General features: G+C 49.4%; 5 protein-coding genes. All 5 read right to left on the reverse strand.

Annotated features, from left to right (window positions below; all coding sequences use genetic code 11):
• The coding region (locus RTY00_RS13570; protein WP_312664810.1) for a helix-turn-helix transcriptional regulator at window positions 1-277 on the reverse strand (277 nt) is incomplete at its 3' end.
• Window positions 278-364: 87 nt separating this feature from the next.
• On the reverse strand, window positions 365-640 hold the full coding sequence (locus tag RTY00_RS13575) for a type II toxin-antitoxin system RelE family toxin (protein WP_008108126.1): 276 nt from the start codon (window positions 638-640) through the stop codon (window positions 365-367).
• Window positions 641-890: 250 nt separating this feature from the next.
• Entirely contained in the window at window positions 891-1,670 is a 780-nt protein-coding gene (locus RTY00_RS13580; RefSeq protein WP_312664811.1) for a Sua5/YciO/YrdC/YwlC family protein, read from the reverse strand.
• A gap of 259 nt (window positions 1,671-1,929) precedes the next feature.
• The gene (locus RTY00_RS13585) at window positions 1,930-2,862 is read right to left on the reverse strand and encodes a nucleoside recognition family protein (protein WP_312664812.1); all 933 of its coding nucleotides are present in this window, start codon (window positions 2,860-2,862) and stop codon (window positions 1,930-1,932) included.
• 250 nt (window positions 2,863-3,112) lie between these two features.
• A partial coding sequence (locus tag RTY00_RS13590) for an FAD-dependent oxidoreductase (protein WP_312664813.1) occupies window positions 3,113-3,874 on the reverse strand: 762 nt, incomplete at its 5' end.

The following is a 3,874-nucleotide window of genomic DNA, read 5'->3' on the forward strand; positions in this document are numbered from 1 at the left end:
CGGATACAGACGCTTGCGTGATGCCCAACGCTTCAGCAACCTGCTTTTGAGTCAGTTTACGATAAATACGCCATGCGGCGTGAAGCGTGACTCCCTTATTAATGGTGATGTTTACTACATCACCAGGAATTAAGGCGTCGTCATTAATACCGGCCTCGTAAGGGACTGACTGCCATAATTCAGCGAAATCAGAGTGTTGAGTCAGTTTTTCGAACAACTCGATTGGGACAATGGCCGCTTTGCGGTTACCAGCACTGTCAGTGATGAATTCGATCATAGGATTTATGTTCCAGTATTCAACGTTATCAATTTCTTAGATGCGAGATGAGAATCTGTGAATTATGGCAGCAAATCTCTACCTTGATTATTTGTATGTTCCACTGGTTCGTCTCATTACCTGCTGAATAGCGATGATTTTCGGTTCCTCGCCTTTGTGATAGTCGAACAATACGCGATAATTTCCCCATCTAAGCCGATAGTCAGCCTGACCATTTTTTAGAGACTTAACATCCAGATTGGGCGGAACAAGTGGAAACTTTTTTAACTCATTCACTTGCTCATTCAGCTTCTTCCTTTCGTTAGCGTCTGCAATGGCTCGCATCTGCTTCAGGGCAGCTTTACGCCAATGCAGCTCTGGCATTCCCTTACCTCACATGTTGAGAAGACTCCTCACTGGATTTAATAATTATAGATATAATTATCTATATTGGCAATATATATAGATTTTTATTGGGTAATAAGTCTATGTTTCAGTAATCATCAATAGCTTCGCTTCACTGAGCGAACTGCCAGCGGCGTTTTTACATCAGCAGAGTGCGAGGGGCGGCGAGATTGAGGTGGGGTGGTAAAACGAAAGCCTGTTTCCATAGAGGAAACAGGCTTTTAAAAGATCAGTAATAATCGCCGTGCCGGTAATCCCATGAAGGGAAAATCTCGGACAGCAGCGCCATAATTTTATCCACATCCAACCCTTTACGAATCAGCACTGGGCAAGGCGTGATTTTGCGCTCGCCGTTTTGCTGTGGAATCAGATGACCTTCGCTATCCACCATCGATACCATAACGCCTTGTTCATAGCGCACTTTATTGGCATCGTTTGGCTGGATGGATTTCACATAAGCATTGGCTTCGATAATTAAATCGGCGCGGGCTTCAATGCGCTCGCCAATACCTTCGACCAAACCGCGATTTCCCTGCCCAGATGGATTTGCTGAGCTGGCAAAGGAGAATTTCTCGTGAGTATCCCATAATGCTTTTGCGATATTTTCGCCTGGCTTGCCGAATTTAATCACGAAGCAGCTGGTTTGACGGCCATCCATCATCAGCTCTTTTGAACCATCATCGGGAATACGCGACAGCGCATCGTCGCGCCACGGTAAAATACAGCCCAGCAGAATATCTTCATCCCAGTGACGCTGATAAAGCTGGTCGATTTCTGGTGTGAGTTGCGCCAGAGAACGTAGCTGTTCCAGCGAGCCGCACAGCACCACGCCCGGCTTGTTGCGATTGCGCTGCTTGGCTTCGAACTTACGCTCCAGTCCAGCTTTGTCGGAGGTCATGATGATGTAGCCCACTTTGGTTGGGCTAACGATCATGCCGCCATCTTGCGCCAGAATGTCGATGGCTTCCGGTTGTAATCCGCCATTCCAGGTTATTTGCTTAGCGCTCATGGATTTACCCTATCTGCAAAAAAAGGATATACAGGAATATTACCTGCAATGAATTTAAGGGCTTGGTAAATTAACCTGATATTTCATCAGGATTAATTTTATATTTGAAATGTCTGTTGAGATAATAGTACTAAAAATATCGCTAATGCAATGGGTGAAAATAACGATGAAATTAATAGGGCTAATAATAAATAACGCCTGTGAATTGTAGTGTTATTTACTAAATGGCGCTGAAAAGTGTGTTCAGCGCCAACAGTAATCAGAACAGGACGGCGTGAACCGTCGCACGCAGCGCAATACCGAGCAGAATGCCGGGCACGGCGAAGCGGAACAGGCGCGGGAATCGGCTCGACAGGCCAAGGTAGATCCCGATGCCGGGCAGATCGAAGGTTTGAATCAGCAATCCCGCCGACGCGTTGATGTTGTGCGCGCTGTATAAGCCTTTCTCCACCAATCCCGCCACCACGCCGTAATAGGCGGTGCCGCCTGCCAGACATTTAGTCAGCGCCGGAAGAATATAGACTTCGGAAATATTCAGCTTATCCAGCAGCGGCGACACCAGACGCGTCAGCATTTCAATCCCGCCTGCTTCCTTCAAAATACCGACCACCGATAACGAGATAATCAGCATCGGCAGCGAACCCAGCGCCAGACGAATCGCATCGGAACCGGCGCTATTAATGATGCCAATCAGCCCCATTTTACTTTCGCTGCTGGTGACGGCTTCATCTTCATTTAACAGCGCCGCATCGGAGAGTTTCCGGCCAAACAGGTGATAGGTTGCCGCTGCCGCTAATACGCCGCCGCAGATCGAAATAATCAGCGCCGTGCTCCAGTGTAATCCCGCCGGAATCAGCGGATAAAAGGTGCTGGCCTGGCCCATGGCAAACAGCATCGCCAGCGTGGCCGCCATATGGCGATCGGAGGTGCCGCGCTTTTCCATAATGGCTAGCGCCGCCAGCGGGGCCGCAAAGCTGACGAAGTTAAGTTGAATCATGGCAAAAAATGCCAGCCCGGTAATACCGAAGGGTTTTAATAACGGTGTGGCATGACGCACAACAAAATCCAGTAGTCCTTTGACCTCCAGATATTTCATGATGAATAACATCACCACCATAATCGGAATCAACGTATAAAGCGCCACGTCTACCGAGGCTTTGCCTGCGGACATAATGATATCGATAATATTCATGCCCGCTTCCGACCTTTGTTCACACCGTTCTCCCCGTTAAAATATATAAACTGGCAATGCCATTAAATTTTCGGTGCGCATTAATGCGCACCCTACAACGTAGGGTCGCCATTAATGGCGACCGCCAGCAAAGAAATAAATCTTATCCTGTGCATGCATTATTGAGTAGTGAAGAAAACGGAATATAAATTGCAGCCATAAAAAAACCAGCCATGAATAAATGGCTGGTTTTCATTTCCGACAGGAAATATTAACGCATCGTCACAAACTCTTCCGCCGCCGTAGGGTGAATCGCTACGGTGTTATCGAAGTCTTTCTTGGTTGCGCCCATTTTCAGCGCCACCGCGAAGCCTTGCAGCATCTCATCCATACCGTTGCCGATACCGTGAATGCCGACAATCTTCTCTTCCGGGCCAACGCACACCAACTTCATACGGCACGGCTGGCGATGCTGGGTAACGGCGGTGTACATCGCGGTAAAGGAGGATTTGTATACTTTCACCTGGTCGTCGCCGTACTGTTCGCGCGCCTGCGGTTCGGTCAGTCCCACGGTACCAATTGGCGGATGGCTGAACACCACGGTCGGCACGTTGCTGTAATCCAGATGCTCGTCCGGCTTGTTGTTAAACAGACGCTCGGAGAGGCGACGGCCTGCGGCAACGGCCACCGGCGTCAGTTCCACCGCGCCGGTGTTATCGCCCACCGCGTAGATGCCTTTCACGTTGGTATTTTGGAACTTATCGACGTTAATGTAGCCTTTGTCGTTCAGCGCCACGCCGGTTGCCGCCAGATTGAGGTTATCGGTCGCCGGTTCACGGCCAATCGCCCACACCAGGCAATCGACGGTTTGTTCGTGGCCGCTTTCCAGCTGCAGCGTCAGGCTGCCGTCGGCATTTTTAATCACTGCTTTCGGAATCGATTCGGTGTGCAGCGTTGGACCTTCGGCTTGCATCACTTCTACCAACGTATCGACGATCAGCGGATCGAAGCTGCGCAGCGGCGCATGCTTACG

It is taken from the genome of Pantoea sp. CTOTU49201 (genome assembly GCF_032054795.1).
Taxonomy (GTDB): Bacteria; Pseudomonadota; Gammaproteobacteria; order Enterobacterales; family Enterobacteriaceae; genus Pantoea; species Pantoea symbiotica.

Excerpts from the sequence above, each read along its gene's own strand:
- RTY00_RS13580 (WP_312664811.1), bottom strand. The coding sequence starts at position 1,670 with ATGAGCGCTAAGCAAATAACCTGGAATGGCGGATTACAACCGGAAGCC.
- RTY00_RS13575 (WP_008108126.1), bottom strand. The coding sequence starts at position 640 with ATGCCAGAGCTGCATTGGCGTAAAGCTGCCCTGAAGCAGATGCGAGCC.
- RTY00_RS13585 (WP_312664812.1), bottom strand. The coding sequence starts at position 2,862 with ATGAATATTATCGATATCATTATGTCCGCAGGCAAAGCCTCGGTAGAC.